24 protein-coding genes and 1 tRNA gene are annotated in these 23,794 nt (G+C 56.4%); 10 read left to right on the top strand and 15 right to left on the bottom strand.

Features of this window, described 5'->3' with window-relative positions; genetic code table 11:
* Positions 1-8: 8 nt before the first annotated feature.
* Genes AC27VJ_RS06970 through AC27VJ_RS06960 form a run of 3 tightly spaced genes read left to right on the top strand, consistent with a single transcriptional unit; the run spans position 9 to position 1,402 of the window.
* The gene (locus AC27VJ_RS06970) at positions 9-416 is read left to right on the top strand and encodes a carboxymuconolactone decarboxylase family protein (protein WP_488683389.1); all 408 of its coding nucleotides are present in this window, start codon (positions 9-11) and stop codon (positions 414-416) included.
* A 38-nt stretch (positions 417-454) separates the two neighbouring features.
* On the top strand, positions 455-895 hold the full coding sequence (locus AC27VJ_RS06965) for a (R)-mandelonitrile lyase (protein ID WP_488683388.1): 441 nt from the start codon (positions 455-457) through the stop codon (positions 893-895).
* Between the two features lie 30 nt (positions 896-925).
* Positions 926-1,402: a cytochrome P460 family protein gene (locus tag AC27VJ_RS06960; protein ID WP_488683387.1), complete on the top strand. Its 477-nt coding sequence runs from the start codon at positions 926-928 to the stop codon at positions 1,400-1,402.
* Positions 1,403-2,105: 703 nt separating this feature from the next.
* On the opposite strand, the gene AC27VJ_RS06955 is transcribed toward AC27VJ_RS06960, so the two are convergent.
* On the bottom strand, positions 2,106-2,939 hold the full coding sequence (locus AC27VJ_RS06955) for a helix-turn-helix domain-containing protein (protein WP_488683792.1): 834 nt from the start codon (positions 2,937-2,939) through the stop codon (positions 2,106-2,108).
* Between the two features lie 291 nt (positions 2,940-3,230).
* Between AC27VJ_RS06955 and AC27VJ_RS06950 the strand changes: the two genes are divergently transcribed.
* Positions 3,231-4,124, top strand: coding sequence for a helix-turn-helix transcriptional regulator (locus AC27VJ_RS06950; protein WP_488683386.1), 894 nt, complete (start codon positions 3,231-3,233; stop codon positions 4,122-4,124).
* 57 nt (positions 4,125-4,181) lie between these two features.
* On the opposite strand, the gene AC27VJ_RS06945 is transcribed toward AC27VJ_RS06950, so the two are convergent.
* From AC27VJ_RS06945 to AC27VJ_RS06920, 6 genes are all read right to left on the bottom strand, one after another.
* A complete protein-coding gene (locus AC27VJ_RS06945; RefSeq protein ID WP_488683385.1) occupies positions 4,182-5,018 on the bottom strand; it encodes an alpha/beta fold hydrolase in 837 nt (278 codons plus the stop codon).
* Between the two features lie 276 nt (positions 5,019-5,294).
* Positions 5,295-6,899: an MFS transporter gene (locus AC27VJ_RS06940; protein WP_488683384.1), complete on the bottom strand. Its 1,605-nt coding sequence runs from the start codon at positions 6,897-6,899 to the stop codon at positions 5,295-5,297.
* Positions 6,899-7,339 (bottom strand): DoxX family protein, encoded by a 441-nt coding sequence (locus AC27VJ_RS06935; RefSeq protein ID WP_488683383.1) that lies wholly within the window; start codon positions 7,337-7,339, stop codon positions 6,899-6,901. Before AC27VJ_RS06935 ends, AC27VJ_RS06940 begins: the two co-directional genes overlap by 1 nt.
* Before the next feature lie 169 nt (positions 7,340-7,508).
* Positions 7,509-9,491 carry an amidohydrolase gene (locus tag AC27VJ_RS06930; RefSeq protein WP_488683382.1) on the bottom strand — a complete coding sequence of 661 codons (1,983 nt, stop codon included), beginning with the start codon at positions 9,489-9,491 and terminating at the stop codon, positions 7,509-7,511.
* On the bottom strand, positions 9,491-9,781 hold the full coding sequence (locus AC27VJ_RS06925) for a XapX domain-containing protein (RefSeq protein ID WP_488683381.1): 291 nt from the start codon (positions 9,779-9,781) through the stop codon (positions 9,491-9,493). The genes AC27VJ_RS06930 and AC27VJ_RS06925 overlap by 1 nt, the downstream gene beginning before the upstream one ends.
* 61 nt (positions 9,782-9,842) lie before the next feature.
* Positions 9,843-10,535 (bottom strand): hydrolase, encoded by a 693-nt coding sequence (locus AC27VJ_RS06920; protein WP_113087539.1) that lies wholly within the window; start codon positions 10,533-10,535, stop codon positions 9,843-9,845.
* 215 nt (positions 10,536-10,750) lie between these two features.
* Between AC27VJ_RS06920 and AC27VJ_RS06915 the strand changes: the two genes are divergently transcribed.
* Positions 10,751-11,653 (top strand): LysR family transcriptional regulator, encoded by a 903-nt coding sequence (locus tag AC27VJ_RS06915; RefSeq protein ID WP_488683380.1) that lies wholly within the window; start codon positions 10,751-10,753, stop codon positions 11,651-11,653.
* Between the two features lie 262 nt (positions 11,654-11,915).
* Here the strand turns inward: AC27VJ_RS06915 and AC27VJ_RS06910 are convergent, their stop codons facing one another.
* Positions 11,916-12,242 (bottom strand): hypothetical protein, encoded by a 327-nt coding sequence (locus tag AC27VJ_RS06910; protein ID WP_488683379.1) that lies wholly within the window; start codon positions 12,240-12,242, stop codon positions 11,916-11,918.
* A gap of 6 nt (positions 12,243-12,248) precedes the next feature.
* Positions 12,249-12,665 (bottom strand): DUF4174 domain-containing protein, encoded by a 417-nt coding sequence (locus AC27VJ_RS06905; RefSeq protein WP_488683378.1) that lies wholly within the window; start codon positions 12,663-12,665, stop codon positions 12,249-12,251.
* A 430-nt stretch (positions 12,666-13,095) separates the two neighbouring features.
* On the opposite strand from AC27VJ_RS06905, the gene AC27VJ_RS06900 reads away from it, so the two are divergent.
* A complete protein-coding gene (locus AC27VJ_RS06900; protein WP_488683791.1) occupies positions 13,096-13,755 on the top strand; it encodes an alpha/beta hydrolase in 660 nt (219 codons plus the stop codon).
* Between the two features lie 111 nt (positions 13,756-13,866).
* Here the strand turns inward: AC27VJ_RS06900 and AC27VJ_RS06895 are convergent, their stop codons facing one another.
* The 3 genes from AC27VJ_RS06895 to AC27VJ_RS06885 form a co-directional block, all read right to left on the bottom strand.
* Complete coding sequence (locus tag AC27VJ_RS06895; RefSeq protein WP_488683377.1) at positions 13,867-14,163, bottom strand: hypothetical protein; 297 nt, start codon at positions 14,161-14,163, stop codon at positions 13,867-13,869.
* A 113-nt stretch (positions 14,164-14,276) separates the two neighbouring features.
* Complete coding sequence (locus AC27VJ_RS06890; RefSeq protein ID WP_488683376.1) at positions 14,277-14,909, bottom strand: hypothetical protein; 633 nt, start codon at positions 14,907-14,909, stop codon at positions 14,277-14,279.
* A gap of 142 nt (positions 14,910-15,051) precedes the next feature.
* Positions 15,052-15,141, bottom strand: a tRNA-Ser gene (locus AC27VJ_RS06885).
* Positions 15,142-15,367: 226 nt separating this feature from the next.
* On the opposite strand from AC27VJ_RS06885, the gene AC27VJ_RS06880 reads away from it, so the two are divergent.
* Genes AC27VJ_RS06880 through AC27VJ_RS06870 form a run of 3 tightly spaced genes read left to right on the top strand, consistent with a single transcriptional unit; the run spans position 15,368 to position 19,115 of the window.
* Complete coding sequence (locus AC27VJ_RS06880) at positions 15,368-16,186, top strand: N-formylglutamate amidohydrolase (protein WP_488683375.1); 819 nt, start codon at positions 15,368-15,370, stop codon at positions 16,184-16,186.
* Positions 16,183-18,057: a flavohemoglobin expression-modulating QEGLA motif protein gene (locus tag AC27VJ_RS06875; RefSeq protein WP_488683374.1), complete on the top strand. Its 1,875-nt coding sequence runs from the start codon at positions 16,183-16,185 to the stop codon at positions 18,055-18,057. The genes AC27VJ_RS06880 and AC27VJ_RS06875 overlap by 4 nt, the downstream gene beginning before the upstream one ends.
* Before the next feature lie 11 nt (positions 18,058-18,068).
* On the top strand, positions 18,069-19,115 hold the full coding sequence (locus AC27VJ_RS06870) for a glutathione synthase (protein WP_488683373.1): 1,047 nt from the start codon (positions 18,069-18,071) through the stop codon (positions 19,113-19,115).
* 21 nt (positions 19,116-19,136) lie between these two features.
* Here AC27VJ_RS06870 and scpA read toward each other — a convergent pair whose 3' ends face one another.
* On the bottom strand, positions 19,137-21,278 hold the full coding sequence (gene scpA / locus AC27VJ_RS06865; RefSeq protein WP_488683372.1) for a methylmalonyl-CoA mutase: 2,142 nt from the start codon (positions 21,276-21,278) through the stop codon (positions 19,137-19,139).
* 231 nt (positions 21,279-21,509) lie between these two features.
* Between scpA and AC27VJ_RS06860 the strand changes: the two genes are divergently transcribed.
* The gene (locus tag AC27VJ_RS06860) at positions 21,510-22,139 is read left to right on the top strand and encodes a nucleotidyltransferase family protein (protein ID WP_488683371.1); all 630 of its coding nucleotides are present in this window, start codon (positions 21,510-21,512) and stop codon (positions 22,137-22,139) included.
* On the opposite strand, the gene AC27VJ_RS06855 is transcribed toward AC27VJ_RS06860, so the two are convergent.
* Together AC27VJ_RS06855 and AC27VJ_RS06850 are read right to left on the bottom strand one after the other, a co-directional pair.
* On the bottom strand, positions 22,119-23,126 hold the full coding sequence (locus AC27VJ_RS06855) for an XdhC family protein (RefSeq protein WP_488683370.1): 1,008 nt from the start codon (positions 23,124-23,126) through the stop codon (positions 22,119-22,121). The two genes, AC27VJ_RS06860 and AC27VJ_RS06855, sit on opposite strands and share 21 nt — an antisense overlap.
* 15 nt (positions 23,127-23,141) lie before the next feature.
* Entirely contained in the window at positions 23,142-23,702 is a 561-nt protein-coding gene (locus AC27VJ_RS06850; RefSeq protein WP_488683369.1) for a DUF6030 family protein, read from the bottom strand.
* Positions 23,703-23,794 lie beyond the last annotated feature (92 nt).

The following is a 23,794-nucleotide window of genomic DNA, read 5'->3' as shown; positions in this document are numbered from 1 at the left end:
AAGCAAACGTGAAAAACCTCATATCTGGAATTTTGAGCGCAACGATCCTGTTGGGATCAGGACCGGAGGCCAGCATGGCACAGCAACCAGCATCTAACCTTGATTCCGCACGGTCACGCACTCAGCAACTGATGGGCGATATCGCGCCCAAGCTGGCGGAACTGACGGATGATGTTCTCTATGCCGATGTCTGGGAAAGGCCGCAGCTCTCCCAGCGCGACCGAAGCCTTGTGACCGTGACAGCGCTGATTGCGCTCAACCGTCCAGACCAGCTTCGCTCACATCTCGTACGTGCCAAGGCGAACGGCCTGACAGAAGAGCAGCTCGTGGAAACCATCACCCACATGGCGTTTTACTCCGGCTGGCCGAGCGCGGTGTCTGCCGTGGCTATCGCAAAGGAAGTTTTTGCCGAATAGTTCGCGAACAGCCCCTTAAACTCAAGGATAGGTGACCCATGAACAAGACAACCGCAACTTCGCCCGCTAAAAACAACGAAGCCGTTTCGATACTGCGGGCAGGAACACAACCCTCAACGGTTGGTCCGTCGAGCTATTTCACCGGTGCCGTTCGCATAGATTCCCGTTTTGCAACGACGGCGCCCGCCACTGTCGGAGGTGCGACGGTGACCTTCGAGCCGGGTGCGCGCACCGCCTGGCACACGCATCCTCTTGGCCAGACGCTGATCGTCACCGCAGGCGTCGGCCTTGTCCAGCAATGGGAGGGCGAGGTGCAGGAAATCCGTCTTGGCGATATCGTGTGGATAGTGCCGGGCGTGAAGCATTGGCACGGCGCGACCGAGACCACGGCAATGTCCCACATTGCCATTTCCGAGACACTGGACGGGAAGACGGTCGAGTGGTTGGAACACGTTACCGACAAACAATATACGCGGTGACCTCTGGTCACGCGCTCAGATGAGGTGCTCATGAGAAAATTCATTGGTGGCATAGGCGGAGGAGCTGTGTTCTCTGGGCTTGTCGTCATTCTGGTCGGAATGCAGGTTCACGCAGAGCCTACCCGCGCGACGATGCCTGACATCGACAAGCTCATCCACTACACGACGGTTACACGCGGCGACGTCACCGAGCATATCATGACGACCCGCGAGGCAATCGAAGCGGTGAAGCGCGGCGAACCAATCCCCAACGGCACCCATGTCGCGCTGGTCGATTACCGCGACGGCAAGCTCTTCCGTACTTTCATCATGGAGAAAGGCGATAACTGGGGGCAGGACTACCCAGAAAACCGACGCACCGCCGACTGGCAGTTCCAGTGGTTCAAGCCTGATGGCACCATCAACGAGGCGGAGAACACCACGCGCTGCCAGAGCTGTCACATGTCCCGCGCCGACAGGGACTTCCTGTACACGTTCAACGAGATGCGGCGGTTCGAACTCAAATGATCGCCTTCCGCCTCCGTCTTTTGCTGGATTTTCTGGCCGTCGCTCTCGTGATCGCCTGCCTTGCCTATTGGTGGCTGGACAACCTTTATCACGAACTGTTTGGCACGGCGCTTTTTGCGCTTGTCATCGTCCACAACGTGTTCAACAGGCGTTGGTACGGCGGGGTGGCAAAGCGCCCGTTGGATGCAACACGCGTCATCAATCTCGTGACCATTGCCTGTCTCGTAATCGGAATGACAATCATGCTGGTCACGAGCTTTCTTGTTTCGCGAAACCTCTTTCCCTTTACGGCTTTGAGCGGCGCGTTTGCTGTCCGGGAAATTCATATGTTTGCGGGCTATTGGGTCCTGCTCATCATTGCGGTCCATCTCGGAACACGTTGGGCGGTGGTGATGAATGCGTCCCGAACGACCTTCGGAATGCGGCAGCCGCACCCGGTTCGAACATGGATACTCCGAATCCTTACTCTGGGCGTGGTCGTCTGGGGTGTGAAAAGTTTCTCTAGAATGGCGTTCGGCGAGAAGCTGATGCTGACCTATTCACTCGACATGTGGGACTTCAACGAGCCAACGCTGGGCTTCTTTGTAAACTACGCGTCAATCGTCGGACTGTTCGCAGCCTTTACCCACTATCTCTTGGCTTACTTGAGATGGTTGGGATCAGCCGATCAGGCAAGGCGTAGAACCCGGTGGGAGAGCCTCGATCATGAATTGCGACGCCAAGTGCCGGGTGTCGTTCCTGCGATATTTGAAAACACCCGTGTAAAATGGCTCTGGTCCGCAAAGCCGCAAGCCACGGCAATTTCTGCAAGTGGTGTATTGGTGGCGCTGATCATGTGCCGGGCGCGATCAATGCGTTGGTTCAGGAGCCACTGATAGGGCGTCATGCCCGTTGCTTCGCGGAAGGCGCGGATGAAATATCCGCGCGAGAGGCTGCAGGCTTCGGCCACGTCGGCAATCGACACCTCGCCTTCGAGATGTTCGAGAAGGATCGATTTCGCCATCTCCAAATGCGCGCGAGACAATGTCGGCGCTTTGCTGGCGGTCGGTGCGGTCTTTCCGCCGTAACGCTGCACCAGATAGGTGCCAATGGCCGTCGTCATCTGGTCGACGAACAACGCATTCGCCTCTTCTGGACGCTGAAGCGCGGGAAGCAGGGCGCGGGCTAGGTTGGCAAGGACGATGTCTTTGGATGCTGTTTCCGTCGTCAGCAGGGCTATGCCGCTCACATCCGCATCTTCCGCAATCTTGGCAAGGGAAGAGGGCGAAATCTGAAATAGCATGAAATCGAAAGGCGTGCTGAGATCGGCTTTGTAGTTGTCGGAGAGATCTCGGATGTAGATCGCGTTTTCGGAAAAATCATGGCTGGTTGCGTGGTTCTCGTGAAAGATTCGCCGCTGATGCCCGGCGAGTAATGACACTCCAACCACGAAACCCTGATTGCTGGCCGATGTCTTCACCTGGTCAAGTGCGTTGGATTGCGTCGCCTTGCGGAAAATGTCTATGTTCGAGGAAGACAGGCTTTGGTTGATCGACAGTTGCGTCAACGTGCAGCCGAACTTGTCGGAGGTTTTGCCGGGGATGGGGAGGCCTTTATCGTCTGAACCGGCACTCATGAAATCCACCTTCCTTTTGATTGCAGCAACGGTGTTCGTTGATAGGCCCAACGGGTTCCTGCATTGCAATCAGTTTACGGACTGTAACCACTCTACAAGAATGCTTTTATACAAGATAGCGTGACAAATTATGTGTAGGAAACTGCGATAGATGATCCGCAATGAGGCCTGCAACGTAGTTTATGCAAGAACAATACGAATGTGAGTGAATGGTTGGCAGTCAGTGAAAAAATTGCAGAGAGCTTTGGGGTCGAAGCGGCAAGGGCATTGGTCATCAGGCCATTACGGGATGCCCAACTCACCGTCGTTCACCTTCAGCAATTTTATGAGCATGGCAACAGCCGTGTCATTCTGGAACCTGATAACGCATTCCTCGTCATGCTCTATCTTGAGGATGCCCAGCATTCCGATATTGGGTTGGACGAGCGGTTAGAACCGATCAAGATCTATCCCAAGGCCTCCATCTGTCTTGTGAGCCTGAAACAGGGTGCGGCGATTTCCATCAATGGCCGGTTGGATGTGCTCGCCTTCCATGTTCCGTTTTCGCATCTAGCCGAACTCGCCGAGGAAGCAGGCGAGCCTCGGATCGATGATTTCCTGACCTGTCGCGGTTTGCATGATCAAGTGATCCGCAATATGGGCGCAGCGCTTATGCCCATGTTCGACATGCCGGATGAGGTAAGGGATACGCTTGTTCCCCACATCGGTCTCGCCTTCATCGCGCATCTTGCCCATAAATATGGCCGGTCTCCCGCCCAACATCTTTCGGCGTCCGGGCAGCTCACCTCCCTGCAGGAAAAGCGGATCAAGACCTACATAAACACCAATCTTTCCCGAGATATCGGCCTTGAGGATATTTCCGTGGCCAGCGGCTTTTCGGTGGAAGAACTGTCCTCCGGCTTTGAAGAGACGACAGGGCAGTCCATTAGCGAGTGGCTGTTGGCCAGCCGGATTGCCAGGGCAAAGGCCTACCTCACCAAGACCGGCGAGAGTATCGATCAGGTTGCGGAGGCCTGTGGCTTCACGGACCAAGTGACCTTCATTGAAAGTTTTACGCATTCCGCGGGTGTCACACCGGACGAATGGCGCTCGCGCAATCGTCACTAAGCTGAAGATGCCGACGATGCCGACGACACATGGCCGTCGGTATCATGTTTAGCTGGATCAACCCTTGATGAAAGCCAGCAGGTCGGCGTTCAGCACGTCGGCATTGGTGGTCAGCATGCCGTGCGGGAGACCGGGATAGGTCTTGATGGTGCCGTTCTTCAGCAGCTTGATGGCTTTGTGAGCCGCATCCGCGATTGGCACGATCTGGTCGTCTTCGCCGTGGAGAACCAGCGTTGGCACGGTGATGGCCTTCAGGTCTTCGGTCTGGTCGGTTTCCGAGAAGGCCTTGATACCATCGTAATGGGCCTTTGCACTGCCCATCATGCCCTGACGCCACCAATTCTGGATCACGCCTTCATGAACGGTCGCGCCTTCGCGGTTAAAGCCGTAGAATGGGCCGGCGGGAACATCGCGGAAGAACTGAGCGCGGTTGGCAGCAGTGGCTGAGCGGAAGCCGTCGAAAACTTCCATCGGCAGGCCTTCAGGGTTGGCTTCTGTCTTCAGCATCAACGGTGGAACGGCGGACACCAGCACAGCCTTTGCAACGCGACCGGCAGGCTGGCCGTGCTTCGCAACATAGCGAGCAACTTCGCCGCCGCCTGTGGAGTGGCCGATGTGAACCGCGTTCTTCAGATCCAGTGCTTCGACAACGGCGAATGCGTCGGAAGCGTAATGGTCCATGTCATGGCCATCGGACACCTGTGCCGAGTGACCATGGCCGCGACGGTCGTGGGCGACCACGCGGTAGCCGTTGGCGAGGAAGAACAGCATCTGTGCGTCCCAGTCATCGGAAGACAAGGGCCAGCCGTGATGGAATACGATTGGCTGTGCATCCTTCGGACCCCAGTCCTTATAGAAGATGTCGGTGCCGTCTGTGGTTTTAACGAAGCCCATTGTCGTGTCTCCTGTGGTTGGATTTGGATGTGTGGCAGCCGGTGCAGCATGGACCGGGCGGGTTGGAAGCAGCACTCCCGCAGTCATGGCAGCGCCAACAAGAAGTGCATCACGGCGGCTCAGAGGAAAATTGTGGTCGGCCATGATGGCTCACTGTTGGTTCGAAGTGGTTTCGTGTGCAGTGCGTTTGTCTATGTGAAGAGAATGCGCCGAAAACGAACGGCTAACAATTGCAATAAAACTCTCGAATATATTTTGATAATTGCAATAATGCCGTCATTTTGCTTTGCCCGGCTTGTTGATTGTCAGAAGGTGCCGAACCACGGGCTTTTCAGGACCGGTATGGAATGCGATGACCTTGCTCTGAACATCCGCGTCCGCATTGGACACGCGCTTGTGCTGGCGCAAATGTTCTGCCCAGGATTCCACCATGAACCATTCGGTGATTTTCTCGGGGTCGGCGGAGTCTTCTGTAACGCCCCAACCATAGGCACCATCGCGGCGTCGTTCGGATGACATCTCATCAAGCGCGTGCAGGAACTTGGTGCGGTTGTGTCTCTCGACGTGGTAGTCGATCAGGATCAGAACCGGGCCGCGATCATGTGCGACAGGCTCGGCAACCAGCGGCTCCGGCCAATGGTTGGAAGAGACCAGATCCGCATCGCCTGCGGGAAGCTTGACGCGGTGCATGATGAACCCCGCCACCAGCAATCCGGCTGCTCCAATGAGCAGCGTTGCCGGAACGCCCACGGCTTCACCGACGGCACCCCATCCAAGGCTGCCCGCCGTCATCGCGCCGTTGAAGACCGTCAGATAAACCGCAAGTCCACGGCCTCTGACCCAGTTGGGCAGAACAGCCTGTGCTGCGCCATTCAAAGTCGTCAGCGCCGTTATCCAGGATGCACCGAGAAACAGGAGGATGACTATGGCCAGCCATTGTGGCGGGGCAAGTGAGAGAATGCCCATGACGAGCGCAGTCACGATGGCGGAGCCAAGAAGCAGGCCATTGGAGTCAAAGTGCACTCGCAGTTTCGGCATCACCAGTGCGCCGCCAATGGCACCCGCACCGACCGAGCCGAGCAGAAGGCCATAGAAGCTGGCATCACCGCCGAGAAGCTGGCGGGCGACGAGGGGCAGCAGTGCCCAGACTGCACTGGCAAAGGCGAAGAAGATAGCGGCGCGCAACAGCACGACATGCAGCGGTTTGCTGGCGCGGGTATATCTCAGTCCAGCACGGAATGCGCCGAGAAAGTTTTCGGATAAAGCGTCGTCGGCATTTTTGGCACGCGGCCACCAGATGAGGGCTGCTATGACTAGAATATAGCTGGCAACATCGGCCCCATAGGTGACAGCAGCCCCGAACGCCGCAAGCAGCAGACCACCCGCCGCAGGTCCGATGGACCGGGCAATGTTGATGCCAAGCGAGTTGAGCGCAACCGCACCTTTCACATCTTCACGCGGCACCAGTTCGGGCACGATGGCCTGCCATGTCGGCCCCATCAGGGCTGCGCCGATGCCGCCCAGAAATGTGAGACCAATCAATGCGCTGATCGACAGCATGCCGAGATAGGACAGCGTCATCAGCGATATGCTGACGCTGGCAAGCAGAAGCTGGATGGCGATAAGGAACTTGCGGCGATCAAGAATATCGGAGAGCACGCCTGCCGGGATTGCCAGAAGGAAGATCGGCAACGTACCGGCGGCCTGCACAAGAGCCACCGCTGCGGGCGCTGCGGAAAGATCGGTCATCAGCCAGGAACTGGCGACATCGCGCATGAAACTGCCGGTATTGCCCAGAACCGTTGCCGCCCAAAGGACTGCAAAGACAGGCTGGCGCAGCGGCGCGAAGCTTCCGCCGGTGGATGATATGCGGGCGGTCATCACTTCGCTCCCTTGGTGAGGTCGGAGGCGGCAACGAAGACGAACGCACCGGCAAGGCCGAGATGTTCGAAGAAAGCGTTGGTTGCCATCATGCGGTCCATGCCGGGATCCATGTCCCAGAACCGGAGCGCGATGAATGTGGCCATTAGCGTGAAGCCCGCAAGTGCTAATGCTCCTGCCCAGCGCAGAACGCCTGATATCACCATGGCAGACGCCGTCAGCTCAAAAATGATGACGACGAATGCGAAGACGGCGGCTGGATGCAGGCCAAAATGGTCCATCTCGGCCATGGCACCGTTGAAATCGAAGATTTTGGTCAGCGGACCCTGAATATAGGCGGCGCAGAGCGCGAGCAGCGCAACGGTACGCGCCGCTGGTGTTGCGATAATGCCCTCCAGACCTCTTTTCAGTCGATTGGTGGTAGGTGTTTGGTAGGTCATGGCTGCTCCTGCAGGTTGGGCCGGTTTGACGGGCTGTCGTCTTGCGATGGAGTGATCTTGCGCCGAAACATTGCTGCCAACAATTGCATCAATAGTTTCGATTTAATTGCATTTTTTGTAATTATGAGAGCGAGCGGGCGGCAAGGCCCGTTCGCTAAAGCAGGGGAAATCACACCGCCCAGCACGAGCAACCCAGCGCTCCGAAGAAGCCCTTGAGATCGGCAATCGGCAGTTTCGACGTCCATGCACCTGCATGGTCATGGCCATGAACACCGCAATCACTGGCGCAACCGCAGGAGGTTATGGCCGTGCGGCGCAGCGACCTCTGACCTGCACCTTCCGGTTCGCCCCATGCGGCATAACCGCCGAACTTTCGAACCGGAGACCAGTCCGGCATGGCTGGCGGCACGTCGGTTTCATCCAGCGCCTTGAAGTCACCCGAGCCATAGACGATCTTGCCGCCGACCATGGTGAGGTCCGAGGTCAGGAAGGAGATTTCGTCTTCCGCGCAGGAGAAGAAGTCCTTGTCCGGCACGACGAGATCGGCGAACTGGCCCTTTTCAATGCGTCCCTTCTTACCTTCCTCATTGGAAAACCATGTGACCTTTTCCGTCCACATGCGAAGCGCCGTTTCACGGTCCAGGCAGTTTGCGCGCGGATAAAGCTGCATGCCGCCAACGGTCTTGCCCGTCACCATCCACGATAGCGACACCCATGGATTATAGGAGGCGACGCGGGTTGCGTCGGTTCCGGCTGAGACATGGACGCCCTTGTCCAGCATTTTGCGGATCGGAGGCGTTGCTTCGGCAACACCGTGGCCATAGCGCTCGGCGAAATATTCGCCCTGATAGGCCATGCGGTGCTGGGTGGCGATGCCGCCGCCGAGCGCCGCGATCCGGTCGATGGAGCGATCCGAAATCGTTTCGGCATGGTCGAAGAACCAGTTCAGGCCTTCCAGCGGAATGTCCTTGTTGACCTTTTCGAAAACGTCCAGTGCTCGCGTGATTGTTTCGTCATAGGTGGCGTGCAGGCGCCATGGCCAGCGGTTTTCGGCCAGAACCCGCACGACCTCGTCCAACTCGTCTTCCATTTCCGGGGCCATTTCAGGCCTCGGCTGACGGAAGTCCTCGAAATCGGCTGCTGAAAAGACCAGCATTTCGCCCGCGCCATTGTGGCGGAAGTAATCATTGCCCTGCTTGTATTTGACGGAAGACGTCCATTTGAGGAAGTCTTCTTTCTCTTCCTTCGGCTTTTGCGTGAAGAGATTGTAGGCCAGACGAACCGTCATCTGGTTTTCGTCGGAAAGCTTCTGGATGACTTCGTAATCATCGGGGTAATTCTGGAAACCACCACCGGCATCGATGACGCCGGTAATGCCCAACCGATTCAATTCCCGCATGAAATGGCGTGTGGAATTGACCTGATAGTCCAGCGGCAGCTTCGGACCCTTGGCAAGCGTGGAATAGAGAATGCCCGCATTCGGCTTTGCCAGCAGCAGCCCTGTTGGATTGCCGTTGAGATCGCGGGTGATCTCGCCGCCCGGCGGGTTGGGCGTATCACGCGTGTAACCAACGGCGCGAAGGGCGGCACCATTGAGAAGCGCCCGGTCATAAAGGTGCAGCAGGAACACCGGCGTATCCGGCGCAATCGCGTTGATTTCCTCGATTGTCGGTAGACGCTTTTCCGCAAACTGATGTTCGGTGAAACCACCAACCACGCGCACCCATTGCGGGGCAGGGGTGTTTGCCACCTGCCGCTTCAGCATATCCATGGCATCGGCCAGCGAGCGAACGCCATCCCACCGCAGCTCCATGTTGAAGTTCAACCCGCCGCGTACGACGTGGGTGTGGTTGTCAATCAGGCCGGGCAGAACGCGTTTACCCTTGAGGTCGATGATCTTGGTATCCGGTCCGGCAAGCGCCATGACATCGCCATCGCTGCCCACTTCGTTAAAGAGACCGTCTTTGATGGCAATGGCCGTTACGTTGGGGTTGGCGAGATCAAGCGTCGTCACGCGGCCATTGTGAAGGATGATATCGGGATGCATGGTGGCTGCTCCGGTCTTGTTTGGATCCGCGGCTTTGGCCGACGAGAAGAGATTGGACAAGGCGAGGCTGGAGGCCGCACCCAGGAACGTGCGGCGCGTCGTCATCAGCCTTTACCTTCGGGAGCGTCTTGTCTGGAGGCGGCAATATCGGTCGTAGCCTGTCCGCCTTTGGGCATATGGCCGAACATGTGCGGCTTGACGTGGTTGAGCCACGAGACTGCTGCTGGCTCCTTGTTCCAGATCGTTTTGGCCAGCGGCACGATCTGTTCGCCAACGAGAATGCCAAGAAGACCGACGAGAGCGATGACAGGCGGAGCGGGAGAGCGGACATTGAGAAGGCCGTAAATAACCCCGACGAGAAGGCCTACGGCAAGCGAGAGCAGGTAAATTTTCATCGATGCGTTCCTTTTCCAAAATGATCGCCCCGCCCGACAATTCAGGCGGGGCAGCTTCAAATCAGATGGCGGCTGGGTTTGGGCCGATGCGCTTGCCGTGGCTAACGCGCTCGGCACCGCCGTGGACGTGGGTCACGGCATAATCGATGCCCATGCCGTAAGCGCCGGAATGCTCTTTGACCAAGGTTGTGACGGCATCGTAGGTTTCCTTACGTGCCCAATCACGCTGCCATTCCAGAAGAACCTGCTGCCAGGTGACGGGAACCACACCAGCCTGAACCATGCGGTCCATGGCATATTTGTGGGCATCCACAGAGGTGCCGCCGGAGGCGTCCGCAACCATGTAGATTTCATAATCCGTGTCGTTCATGCAGGAGAGCGCGAAGGTCGTGTTGCAGACTTCGGTCCAAAGACCGGCGACGACAATCTTCTTGCGACCTTCTGCGGCATTCTTGGCAAGCGCATCGCGAACGTTCTGGTCATCCCAGGAGTTCATCGAAGTACGTTCGAGAATGTCATTATCTGGCACGACTGCCAGCAATTCCGGGAATGTGTTGCCCGAGAAGCTGTCTGTTTCGACAGTGGTGATCGTTGTCGGAATGTTGAAAATCTTGGCCGCCTTGGCAAGACCGACGACATTGTTCTTCAACACCTGCCGGTCGATGGATTGCACGCCGAAGGCCATTTGTGGCTGCTGGTCGATGAAGATGATCTGGCTGTTCTGGGGCGTGAGAACCTGAAGCTTGTTGGACATTGTCGTCTTTCCTTTGATGTGTTGACTAAGGGAATGGAGAAGGGGAGGCGTTAAGTCTTGAAGGTTATGCCGACCGATTGTCTGAAAGTGACATCGTGCTGCTGGCCTTCCTTTTCTGAGTTCGTTGTCTGGTGTGATTTGAAATCTAAGCCAGTTGATCACGCAGAAGAATTGCAATAATAATTGTCAATGAATTGCGTTGGATGAAATAATCAATGAACGACTACAAGGCGTTGCGAACCTTTTTGATGGCTGCGGAAAAGCGCAACTTCGCGCAGGTCGCTCGGGAACTGGATATGACGCCAGCGGCTGTGACGCGTGCGGTTGCTGCGTTAGAGGAGGATCTCGGCATTCAGCTCTTCGTGCGCACGACGCGGCAGGTTTCTCTGACCACCGACGGCGCAATCTACGCGGCGCAGATACAGCCCGCCTTCGAGGCGTTGGAGAACGCCCGAAAGGACGTGATGAACACCCACAAGGCTGATCATGGCCGCCTGCGGATCAGCGCGCCCACATGGTTCGGCCAGCAGGTCCTACCGCCTATCCTGTCCGGGTTCCGCGAACGTTACCCAAAGATCAGCTTCGAAGTGTCCCTCGGTGATGGTCTGGTCAACATCATCGATGACGATTTCGATCTGGCGATCCGCATCTCGGCGGCACCATCGGACAAGTTCACGATCTGGCGTAAAATCAGCGTGGTAAAGCGTATTCTGGTTGCGGCTCCGGGAAGCCGGTTTGCGGATGTACAGCATCCAAGTGAACTGACGCCGGACGATTGCCTCGCCTATAGCGGGGAAAGCAGGAGGGAGAATTGGGCGCTCTCCGATGGCAGCGGAAGCGCAAGTATCTCAGCGGGCAGAGCGTTCAGCTCCAATAGCGGTGAGGTTCTTGCAAGCATGGCTGCAGAGGGTGCCGGTGTAGCATTGCTCCCAAAGTTTCATGTAGAGGAGCAACTTCAATCCGGAAAACTCATCCACGTTTTGCCCGCATGGACGCCGCCAGACCTTTGGCTAACGCTCTACTACCCGCCTTATCAGGCCCTGCCGCCTCGAATAGCCTCGTTCTCAAAGTTTTTTGAGCAACAAGTACCGTCGCTTATGGCGCGCCATGCTGACTGAGATAGTGCGACAACAATGAACCCGGGGGCTTCAGATTCTCTTTGCCACAGACCGCCTCAGAACATTTGGTAAGCGAGAGCTTTTCCCGAAGCTGGGAAAATCCTGTTGTAGAATATCTATGGCTGGTTCCAGCGTCCTTGAGAGAGGCATCTACGGACTAACAAATGTCGCGACGCGCTCGTTCGATGGCCTCACCTGCCACCGCAGAACGGATTGTAACCCCGCGATTATTCAAGCTTGCCTTACATGCCGTCCAGCATGTCTAGTCATCCGTAAGTCCGGCAAACCAGTCCGAATAGGGCGTATTGCGAGCGAGGTGGCGATTATAGTCAGGCGCGCCGTCTTCCCACCAGACCGGCCCTCGCTCACCCAAAGCGATCTTTGCAGCGTCAACCCTGCTTCGAGCAGATACAGTCTCGTCGGCATCGCCTTTGCTGGCGCGAACGGCGCGCCTAGCCGCCATAAGTTCACGTACAAGCTGCTCTTCATCCGGCTTTGAAAGGTTAGGGTTGGTCTTACGCCAGAGACGTCCCTTAACGACGAAGTACCTTCCATCAGGCGTTTCGGGATAGGGCAGCGCCTTACCCATAAGACGTCAATTCCGTTCAGCGCGTCGCATCGGCATCCGGTCGATGAGATCGAACATTTCGACGTCCGTGACGACGTGCTCGCTTCGAAGCTTCACACCGCCATCCTTGCCCACTAGGACAATGTGGAAACCATTTCCGCTGACATCCGCAGACTTCTTCAGGCTTCCAGCATCCATGACAGCAGCCTCTCCATAAACAGCGTGAGCCTGCTGCCCTGACACCTGGATAACGACCATGTCCCGGTCTGCCAATTCTCCCTTCTGGCGTTCCAGCAGCGATATCTGCCGTGTGACCTTTTGATCACCAGCATCACCAAAGACCAGCACGACACGGTTTTTCCAGTTGAAATCCGACAACCCATCCATAGCAAACCCCTGTGATGCCGTGATTGAAAGAATAGATGCGACAAGCAAACGTCTCATAGCGCGATCTCCTATCGAGTGGAGATAACGCAGGGGCTGGCGCATCGTTCAGTTGCTGTGGGGGGATATTTTCGCTGGAGATGAAAATGTCGCTCATCCGACTGGCCTGCCGCTGATCGCGATTGATGATTGGATGGTCTCTGATCCGAGACGGCAGATAATTAATTTTTTGCCCCGCCCCGAAATATACGCTTGATCGAGCGGAGATAACGAGATTGTCAGTTTCGGCACGGCAGTTGTGCGGAACGAACGCCTAAGCGTCGTGGTTGGGACGACACAACAGGAAAATCCGATGACATCGTCAAATCCCGCCGCCCTTTTTTGCCTATTCGTCCTCGCGATCTCATCGATATACGCCGTCGCAAGCCCGGTCCAAGCCATGGCTGATGACAGGGAATTCCGAAGTGTTCCGGAGAGGACCTTGAGTGCGGTGGATACCTTCAGGCTTACGCAGGTAAAAGGACGCGCCGCACAATTGGCGGAAGCGCAGAAAGGATTGCGCGCGCGCCACCTAGTGATCCTGTTTCACGGCCTTCGGGGGCGGGGCGCTGTTATGGAAGCGGTCGCCGAGTCCTGGCAGGCAACGTTGCCCGATATAGAATACGTCGCGCCAGACGCGCCGTTTCCCCACAGATCAGGCGGTCGTCAATGGTTTGCGATCGATGACCAAGTCATGCGCCCCGAGCGAATAGAGGCCGCCCGACGCGCGTTCGATGACATGGTCTCGGATATCATCAAGCGAGAGGGTTTCGAAGGTGCGTTGGACAGGGTGGCCTTCGTCGGGGTTTCTCAGGGAGCAATCATGGCGCTGGACGCTGTGGCATCGGGTCGATGGAAGGTCGGTGCTCTCGTCAGCTTCGCAGGACTGCTGCCTCTACCACCGACCTCAACCTCATCGGCTACGAAGATATTATTGATGCATGGCGAAGCAGACAGGACAATACCTTCGGCAGCAACAGTAGCAGCGGCAAACCAACTGAAGTCAGCAGGGTTCGACGTGACGTCCGAAATCTTCCCCGGCGTCGGACACACGATTTCACCGGCAGAGTCGAGGGAGGCCGCCGCATTCCTTCGCAAACGTTTCGAATAATCACAGGCGGGTAAGATTTTATGCAGTTTTCCGTTGCATGCCAATCGACATCATAGAAACTCAATAACACGCGAGCGCTGGTTCTAAAGCGCGTGAGTAGAACCGCACAAGTTAATGCTCTACCGCTGGATGAGCGTCCATGCGGTCTTGAAGCGCAACCGTAACCGCGCGCAAGAACTCTACACGCCGAGGGTTTGAAGTCGCTGCCAAGGTTGCCTTTAGCCGCTCGTCTATTTTTCTCATGAACCCCACATGGTCGAAATGGTGGGCGGCAATATTGACTTGGACCTCATCCATGTAGTGAGCAAGATGTGGTCCCAGTTCCAGGTTCGCATCCGTTTGGTAATGGGCGGCCATCCGCTCTGCAAGAATTCCCATTTGTTTGTAGGGCCCATACTTTTCCGTCATGCGTTCTCCTGTGCTGTTGGAAGCAATTACATAGGCACCGCTTTTAGCAAACACGAGATGTCTGATATGCTTATCGCAAAAACGTTATCGTCTTCCCGGCGGGTGTAAAATGCTCAACGGAGCAATCCGTCAATGTCGAACTCCGCCCAGCCGCCCAGCTCCGGGGCTGGATCATCGGAACTGTCGCCTGATTTCCTGGGCCGCTTAGCAGTCTGTTTCTTGAGCGAACGCGTCAGCTTCGCTTGATATGCCGCCCTCTGCCTCTTTTCGGCTTTGGCCTCGGCATCCTCCAAGCGCCATTCTTCCACAGCTCCACGGTCAAGAAGGTCTTCCACCACCTTCAGGTCGAAAACATGAAATGTGATCTGACGGGCGCGTCCGTTCAGCCTGACGGTTCTCGTACCCGCGCTTCGCAAACGACCGTCGGCAAGCCAACGATGCCGCTCGCTCGTCTTGATGGTCAGGATGTCTTCGATTTCGCGCGGAATGACCGGAAGGGTTATGGCCTCCCCCACCACTTTCGCGACGATAGCCGCTGCCGCGTTGAAGGCGGTCTTCTCACTGGCTGCCATTGCCAGTGTGAGATCGACGCCTCCCAGCGAGATCGACTTTTTAGAGATCGCAGGCAGCCTCGCCTGTATTTCCTGAAGAATGCCTTTTGCCCGAACGGCCGACCCCATTGTTACCGTGGCCGGCAGGGTCCATGTTCTGATCAGTTCGATCTCATCTTTTTCACGCTTTGGCATTCCGCACAGATGGTGGTTCGGCGCTTTCAAGTCAACGAACGTGTTGATAGCGGCAGTTGATACGTGTCGGGATGACTAAATAGAACAGTATTTTCGAGCTGGGTTAGAAACTGGCGTGAGGCGCACAAGCCAAAATTCATAGTGGCGGAGAGGGTGGGATTCGAACCCACGATACCCTTGCAGGTATGCCGCATTTCGAGTGCGGTGCATTCGACCACTCTGCCACCTCTCCGCGGGCACGAGGTTTTTAAGCGTCGTGCGGGCGTTCTCATAACCAGCAATCTGCGTGCTTGCAAGGGCTAAATGTTTGTTGTGGTGGTGCTTGCGCAAGTTTTTGATGCTTTTGTGAAAAGGGGGAATTTGGGTTGGCAAGGGGTAGGTGTTTTGCCTTGCTGGAAATCAATTCGGAACTAAATTTCGCGTCTTGGTGTTTCCCTGCCTATGAATAAGAGGGCAGGATGGGCGCGACGTCGGAGCGGGAAGACAGAGATAAGCAGCGGTTTTGGTCGGTTGAATGTGGGGCATCGCCTGTGGTGGCGACGGCTATCCATGACGGGCATGGGACGCGGGATGACGTTTTGCCTTTGATGGCGCTTTCGGATGATGAGCGGCTTCGTGAGGAAGACCCTTTTACGGCACAGATGATTTCGGGGCTGACAAATCAGATCGTTGTTCACCGCTCCCGTTTTGAAATCGATTTAAACAGGGCGAAAGACCAGGCGATTTACCTGAAGCCTGAACAGGCTTGGGGTTTGAAGGTTTGGCGGGAGCAGCCAGATGACGATGTCTCAGGCTGCTCGTTGAATTTCCACGATGATTACTATGCGATGCTGTATGAGATGTTGCAGAGCGTAGAGCGGCGCTATGGCTCATTCGTTGTGCTGGATGTGCACAGCTATAACCACAGACGAGACGGTGCAGAGGCCGCGCCTACGCCTCAGCGAAATGCACCGGATGTCAATATTGGTACGATCTCAATGGATCGGGATCGTTGGGCTGATGTTGTGGATACGATTATTGAGCATTTCAGCGGTGCTCTGATCGGCGGTCGCCATTTGGACGTACGTGAGAATATAGCGTTTCAGGGCAAGGGTGAGCAAACGCGATTTATCCATGAGCGCTTTCCAGACAACGGCTGTGCGATTGCCATTGAGTTCAAGAAAATCTTCATGGACGAATGGACCGGTGAGCCTGATATGAAAATCATCCAGGATATCAGGGATGCCGTGACATCGCTGGAGCCTGTTCTGGAGGAATTGCTGAGGACGCGGACATGAGTGCGTCTGAGGCGAAGAAGCAGGTTGCTGTCACTGACGTACTCGATGATGTTCTTGAGGCCCTTGTTGCCGGAAGGGCTGTTCGTCAGGACATCGGTGTCGATGGACGCCTGCATATCGACAGACCTCTGCCTTTTATCTGCCTGCATCTGACCAATGGGTCCAAAAATCTTGCGGCGCGGGATATTGCGTCGGCGCATGCTTCTTATCTGATCGCCTCCAATATTGCTGAAGCCATGCCGCTTCTTCAGGCGGTGGGGGCGGAAATGCAGAAGCGTTTCGGCACCTTCATCGTTCTGGATATGGGCGAGCTTGAGCACGATATTCTGCTGGCCGATGACTCGCCGTCTCTGCCGCATTATGAAGTGGCGGTTTCCGCGACGGCAGAGACGGAAACGCAGAATGCAAAGCGGGTATTTATCAAAGCGGTGTGTGATGTGGAGATACGCTTCCGCACGCCGCGCATAACGCGTCCCGATGAAGAAAACGATCCAGTCGTGAAGCTGAAAGCGGCAGGGCTCGAGTTTCCCTGCATCAGCGTTCGCTTTGCGCCGATTTATCGCCAGCCGGAATCCGGTGCGGACTATCCAGGTCTGCGCGAGACGATGATCGCGGATTTGTTTGACGCGGGCCTGCGCGCCTTTGCGGCGTTTTCAACCGGCTCGGATGCCCTCAAGGTTGCGTCGCATCGCGCGCTTGGCCGCAAGGCATTTGTGGATGCAGTGCGTCGCGCCGACCGGTCTATAGACGATATTGCCGCTTCATTCGATTTTCTGTTGTCGGTGACGCCAATCAATGCGCGCAAGGCTTTTGCGGATTTCAAGGAAAGCAATTTCCAATATGCGCCGCATTTTCTTTATCGACCGCTCGGTGTCGATGTGGAGGAGCAGAAGCGAAAGCTCTACTCCGTAGCATTCGATCATCTTGAAGACCCGGTGCTGTATCATCTGTATCGTGAAAAACAGCAGGAGATCGATTTGCAGCTGACGATGCTGGCCAACCTGCATCGCCGTCAGTATTCGGATTTTAGCCGCGCGCTGTACGGTTCGGTAGAGCCTTCGCTACTGACCCTTGCCGAAGATGTTCTGGCACGCTGTCCCCGCCCGGATAATGTCGGGGAAATCGCTATGGTCGATTGCTACGAGGTGACGAATAGAGCGCGGGAAATGGTGGAAGCCTACCGGGATGAAAATCCCGAATTCAAGGCGCGCGTCGAAATACGCGATGACCTGCCGCCGGGGTTGATGGTGACCGGTGAAAAGCTGCTTGTCTCACGCCACACGGTGATGGAACGCCGACGTGTGGAAGCATTGCTTCATCACGAGATTGGCGTCCATCTGCTGACATATTTCAATGGCTCCGCGCAGGGGCTACGCCTCTTTCGTACGGGCCTTTCCGGTTACGAAGGTGTGCAGGAAGGCCTTGCGGTGCTGGCAGAGTATCTGGCTGGCGGCATGACGCGTGAGCGGTTGCGGCTGATTGCGGGGCGCGTGGTTGGCTGTGCGGCGATGCTTGATGGTGCGAGTTTTGTCGAAACCTTCCGCATTGTGACCGAGCAGCATGGTTTCGATGAGGCCGGTGCGTTCAACATGGTCTTGAGGATCTATCGCGGTGGCGGACTTTCCAAGGACGCAATCTATCTGCGCGGTCTTAACGAAATTCTCGAGCATTTGAGAAAAGGCGGCGCTCTCGATCCATTCTGGATGGGCAAGATTTCAGCCGCACATTTCCCGGTCATGCAGGAGCTTGCGCTTCGTGGGCTTTTGCGTCCACCGGGCATACGGCCAGCCTTTCTTGCGCCTGCAAAGGCCAATGAACGGCTGGAAAAAATACGATCAGGTTTATCGATAGCAGAAATGGCAACCTTATAAGGGAGGGACATATGCGTCTTGCATTTTTCGTCAATTCAATCGAGGGCGAACAACCGACCTTTGCCACGGGACTGCTGGCAATGGCCGCGCTCAACCGCGGCCATGAGGTCATCTATCTCACACCGGGTGATTTTACGCTGAGGCCGGATGACTCGCTTGTGGTCCACGGCCTCGTGCTGCCGCGTCAAAAGTACAAGAAGGTCGAAAATTTCCATGCCGTCTTGCAGGAAAAGAAGCTGGAGCGGGAAACGATCAACATCGAGGATATCGATGCGTTAATGTTACGCAACGACCCGTCGCTGGATCAGACCGCGCGGCCATGGGCGGTCCATTCCGGCATTCTGTTTGGTCGCCTGGCGGAACAGCGCGGCGTGGTGGTGCTGAATGACCCTGAAGGCTTGGCACTGGCGCAAAACAAGCTTTATTTCCAGAGTTTCCCTGAAATCGTTCGGCCAACGACGCTGATTTCGCGCAATGTCGAGGAAATCCGGGCTTTTGCGGATTCGCATCCGAAGGGCGTAATCGTGAAGCCTTTGCAGGGGTCGGGCGGCAAAAATGTCTTCAAGATCGGCTCCAGTAAGGAAACCAACCTCAATCAGATTTTCGAAGCCGTCAGCATCGAGGGTTATCTCATTGCGCAAGCTTATCTGCCCGCTGCGAAAGATGGCGATATCCGCTTTTTCATGATGAATGGCGAGCCGCTGATGCGCGATGGCCAATATGCGGCGCTGCGCCGGGTGCCGGCCAAGGGCGATCTGCGCTCCAACATTCACGCCAGCGGCACGGCAGAAGCGGTGGAGGTGACAGATGAGGTTATCGCCCTTGCTGAAATGATGCGGCCGAAACTGGTGGAAGACGGCATGTTCCTCGTGGGGCTAGACATCGTCGGCGATAAGATTTTGGAGGTTAATGTGTTTTCGCCGGGTGGGCTCGCGCATATCCGTGATCTGACCAAGGTTGACTTTACCGATACCGTTATCGAAGCCATTGAGAAGAAAGTGAACATGCAGGCGGCATCGGCTGGCATGTTGAACAACCGTTTGCTGGCGACCCTGTAAAGGGCCGCCGATTTTACGAAATCAAGCGTTTCGAAGCCGCCCCTGCATCAAGTCTATGACTGCGCGGGCGGCTTCGAGCACGTTGGTGCCGGGGCCAAAGACAGCGGCGACGCCGTTATCCAGCAGGAATTGATAGTCCTGACGCGGCACGACGCCTCCGACGATGACGATAATATTCTCCGCGCCCTTCGCCTTCAGCGCCTGCACGAGCTGCGGTGCTAGCGTCTTGTGGCCTGCCGCCAGTGACGACATGCCAACGACATGGACCTTGTTTTCGATGGCCAGTTCCGCCGCCTCTTCAGGCGTCTGGAACAGCGGACCTGCCACCACATCGAAGCCTATGTCGCCAAAGGCGGAAGCGATGATCTTTGCGCCGCGGTCGTGCCCGTCCTGACCTAGCTTGGCCACCAGCATTTTCGGCTTGGTTCCCACCACGGAAGACAGTTCGCCAAGGCGTGTGCAGAGCGTTGCATATTCAGGATCGTCTTCATAGGCAGCGCCATAGACGTCATGTACCACCTCCGGCACGGCGGCATGGTCGCCGAAGACTGTGCGCATGGCGTCTGATATTTCGCCGACGGTAGCGCGGGCGCGGGCCGCTTCCACTGCCATCTCCAACAGATTGCCCTCGCGGGATTTCGCAACATTAGTCAAAGCCGCAAGCGCTGCTTCCACCCGTTTCGGGTCACGCTGACGGCGTACCTGTTCCAGCCGCTTGATCTGACCGGCACGCACGGCACTGTTATCGATATCGAGAATGTCGATCGGGTCTTCATTCTCCAGACGGAATTTGTTGACGCCGACGATAACCTCTTCGCCACGGTCCACCGCAGCCTGACGCCGTGTGGCGGCCTCCTCGATCAGCCGTTTCGGCAGGCCATCATCTACGGCCTTGGTCATGCCGCCCAGCGCCTCGACCTCTTCAATTAAAGCCCATGCTTTTTCGGCAAGCTCATTGGTCAGGCTTTCCACATAGTAGGAACCTGCCAGCGGATCGACCACTTTGGTCACGCCTGTTTCGTGCTGAAGAATAAGCTGGGTGTTGCGGGCAATGCGGGCGGAGAAGTCGGTTGGCAGAGCCATCGCCTCGTCCAGCGCATTGGTATGCAGAGACTGCGTGCCGCCAAGAGCAGCGGACAGGGCTTCATAGGCCGTGCGGATGACGTTGTTATACGGGTCCTGTTCCTGCAAAGACACGCCCGAGGTTTGGCAATGCGTGCGCAGCATTAGCGAGGATGCCTTTTGCGGCTCGAATTCTTCCATGATCTTGGACCACAGCAGGCGTGCCGCTCGTAGCTTTGCCGCTTCCATGAAGAAATTCATGCCAATGGCAAAGAAGAAGGAGAGGCGGCCTGCGAAATCATCGACATTGAGCCCCTTCTTGATGGCGGCGCGCACATATTCGCGGCCATCGGCAAGGGTGAATGCCAGTTCCTGCACCAGCGTCGCGCCCGCTTCCTGCATGTGATAGCCGGAAATGGAAATCGAGTTGAAACGCGGCATTTCCCTGGCGGTATATTCGATGATGTCGGCGATGATCCGCATCGAGGGTTCGGGCGGATAAATATAGGTGTTGCGGACCATGAATTCTTTGAGAATATCGTTCTGAATGGTGCCGGAAAGCTCGGCCTTGGAGCAACCCTGCTCCTCACCCGCAACGATAAAGCTCGCAAGAATGGGGATAACGGCCCCGTTCATGGTCATGGAAACGGACATGTCTTTGAGCGGAATGCCGTCGAAGAGAACCTTCATGTCCTCGACACTATCGATGGCAACGCCCGCCTTGCCGACATCACCGACGACCCGCTCGTGGTCACTGTCGTAACCGCGATGGGTAGCTAGGTCGAAGGCGACGGACAGGCCTTTCTGTCCGGCAGCAAGATTGCGTTTGTAAAAGGCGTTGGATTCTTCTGCCGTGGAAAACCCGGCATATTGGCGGATTGTCCAGGGACGGCCAGCATACATGGTGGCACGCGGACCGCGCACGAAAGGTGCAAAGCCCGGTAGGCTATCGAGATGCTTGATGTCCTTCGTGTCCTCGGCGGTGTAGAGCGGCTTGATGTCGATGCCTTCAGGCGTATGCCAGACAAGGCTTTCCGGTGATCGTTTGAGTTCCTTTTCGGCAAGCCCCTGCCAGTCTTTCACCGTCTTTTCATCCGACATCCACATCTCCTTTTCACAAGCGATCACAGTCTTTGCAGACGGTAACGCTTTACCTCCCGATTTGGACGCATGTTTTTTGCGACCGCAGCAGCAAGATATGAAGCCTTTGCCGTTCGCACAACCGCAACCGATGCAGGATTGCACCATAGGACCATTGAGTGGCAAAACGGTGAAGCGGGCAACGATAGTTGCTGAACCCTGTGTCATATAAAACTTCACGGAGAACATCACATGGCCGTTGCAATTGTCCTCCTTGCCGCCGGAATGTCGAGCCGCATGGGCAAAGATGGACCGCACAAGTTGCTGGCCGAGTTCGACGGCGTGCCCTTGCTGCGACGCGTGGTTATGGTCGCAGCCGATAGCGAAGCCTCATCTGTGACCGTTGTGCTGGGGCACAGGAATGACGACATGCGGAATGTTCTTTCCGGCGTCGATGTGGACGTCGTCATCAACCCGGACTACGCGTTAGGAATGGCGCGTTCTCTTGCCATGGGTTTTGCTACGGCCAAGGCGCAGGCCGCGGAAGGGGTGATGGTCATGCTGGCGGATATGCCTGAGATCACTAGCCATCACCTGAACCAGTTGATCGAAGCTTTCCACACATCGGGAAACACCGCCGTTGTCCGTGCCGTTTCGGGCGGCAAACCAGGAAATCCGGTTATTCTGCCGCGCTCTCTACATGACGGCGTTTTGCAACTGGAAGGCGATGTGGGCGCGCGGCATCTGATCGAAACCTCCGGCTTGCCGGTCATCAATGTGGATGTCGGTCCTGCGGCGCAGGTGGATGTCGATACGCCTGAGGCAGTTGCGGCAGCGGGCGGCGTGTTGGTCGATCCGTCCTCAACTGTTCCGCTTCGATAGGCTTCCAGATCGCAGGGCATCGATCATTTCGGCCAGAATAGCGACGGCTATTTCGGCGGGGCTGACGGCTCCGATGTTCAATCCGATCGGCCCGTGAATTTTTGCAAGATCGATTTCCGTCAATCCCTGTTGTTTCAAACGTTCCAGCCGTGCGGCATGCGTTTTGCGGCTACCCAGCGCACCCACATAGAAACAGCCTTTTCGCAGCGCTTCCGCCAGCGGAAAATCATCGATCTTGGGATCATGCGTCAGCGCGACCAGAGCCGTATGCGCGTCAAGCGGCCTAGTATGAAATACATCCTCCGGCCAATCTGCCACGAGATCGGTTTTCGCAAAACGCTCGGCAGTGGCGAAGGCCTTGCGTGGATCGATGATGCTGACATCGAAACCCGCAAGCTTGGCCATCTGAACCAGAACCTGACTGATGTGGACCGCGCCGATGATGACGAGACATGGCGCGGGAAGATAGGCATTGATAAAGTAACGTGTGCCTTCAATCGTGACGCTGCCGGATTTGCCTGATCGAAACGCCGCTGTAACTTCCTCCCCGAGAAGCCCGTCAACTTCGTCGTGATGAGTAACAAGACGCGTTTGGCCGCTTCCCATCTCAGTTATGACCACCACAGCCTGACGAGCCTGACGGAGCGCGTTCAGCTGTTCAAGGCTTGGCAGCTTTTCGACGTAAACGCTGATACGACCGCCGCAGGATAGGCCCACAGCCCATGCCGTTTCATCCGCAACGCCGAATTCGAGAAGTTTAGAGTTTCCGTCTTCGATGACATCGCTTGCAGCAGCTATGACGGCACCTTCTACACATCCGCCAGATACTGATCCTTCGAAATTGCCGTCAGCATCGATAACGAGGTGACTGCCGACAGGTCTGGGTGCCGACCCCCAGGTTTCGATGACGGTCGCAATCGCGACCTTTCGTCCGTTTTTTGCCCATTCCTGAGCGGTCGTCAGCGGATCATCTGTCGGGTTGTCCATGGTTTCGCCCCTCGCTCAGTCCGGCACTGGATCAGTCTTCCGTGCGTCAACAACGTTTTGGCTGCCAAAAAGATTGAAACGATTTTCGTCCATGCGTTCCTGCCGGTATTTCAGCGTTACGCCGTCGAAGGTCAGCTCGAATTCGCGTCCTGATGCAAGCATTCCATCCAAGTCGGTCAGTGGAGTTTTCGTTCCGAAAAGGCTGTTGACGAGGCTGGCCGCTCTTGTCGCAAGGACTTGGCGCGACAGAAGCGAGCCGAAATTCAGCTTCAGCCGGAAACTGTTCCATGTTCCGGCTGCAACGCCTCTGATCTGGATGAACACCGAAGGGCTGTGGCCGGTTTCGGAATATTCCAGCAGATAGGTGCACTCCCATTCACCGTTCTGCTTCTCAACAAAGACCGGGCGGCTGGGTGAGGAGAGATCGGCCATGCCCTGGCAGCGAAGCGCGCTGAAGCTGGTGGATGTTTCCTGTTGAGTCTTCTCAACCGCTGGGGTGACCTGCGCGCCAGAAGTCGCGGCGAGATCGGCGCCGTCGCCAACAAGTAACAGGGAAAGTATCGCGGCTACTAGCATGTGATGTCAGGGTCAGTCGTTGCAGATGCAGATTGTATTGTGATGGCAGACCTGCGCGAAGGTAGCAAGCGATGTTGAGCGGCGAGACTGAT

This window comes from Agrobacterium sp. 20P9.1.2, from assembly GCF_057799395.1.
The sequence above is the reverse complement of the archived record's forward strand: the minus strand, read 5'-3'. Positions and strand labels throughout refer to the sequence as shown.